The organism is Neisseria sp. WLZKY-1, from assembly GCF_046546535.1.
Classification (GTDB): domain Bacteria; phylum Pseudomonadota; class Gammaproteobacteria; order Burkholderiales; family Neisseriaceae; genus Neisseria.
In genome coordinates, this window is sequence record NZ_JBKGTW010000145.1 from 1 (window position 1) to 325 (window position 325).

1 pseudogene is annotated in these 325 nt (G+C 54.5%); it reads right to left on the reverse strand.

Annotated features, from left to right (window positions below):
- Positions 1-184: 184 nt before the first annotated feature.
- A pseudogene (locus tag ACLD9W_RS12590) lies at positions 185-325 on the reverse strand (IS110 family transposase); the annotation flags it as partial.

Sequence of the window (325 nt, forward strand, 5' to 3'; positions counted from 1 at the left end):
ACGAAATCAGAACAGCAAAGCGAACAACAACCCGCACCGCAGTGCGCGTAATCACCGAGTTTGGTTGCCCTGCCCGACGGGGTGGGGGAACACAGTTGCTACACCTTAATCTTAAGGTTTGCGTCGCCCGCAGGTAGCAACTGTGTTCCCCCACCCCGTCGGGCAGGGCAACCAAACTCGGTGATTACGCGCACTGCGGTGCGGGTTGTTGTTCGCTTTGCCGTTCTGATTTCGTCTGCAAAGAGACCAGATAATCCCGCATCCTTGCGTTCAGAATACGCAGAAGTTTGTGCATACACGCGTTGATGGCGACTTTGAATGGTTT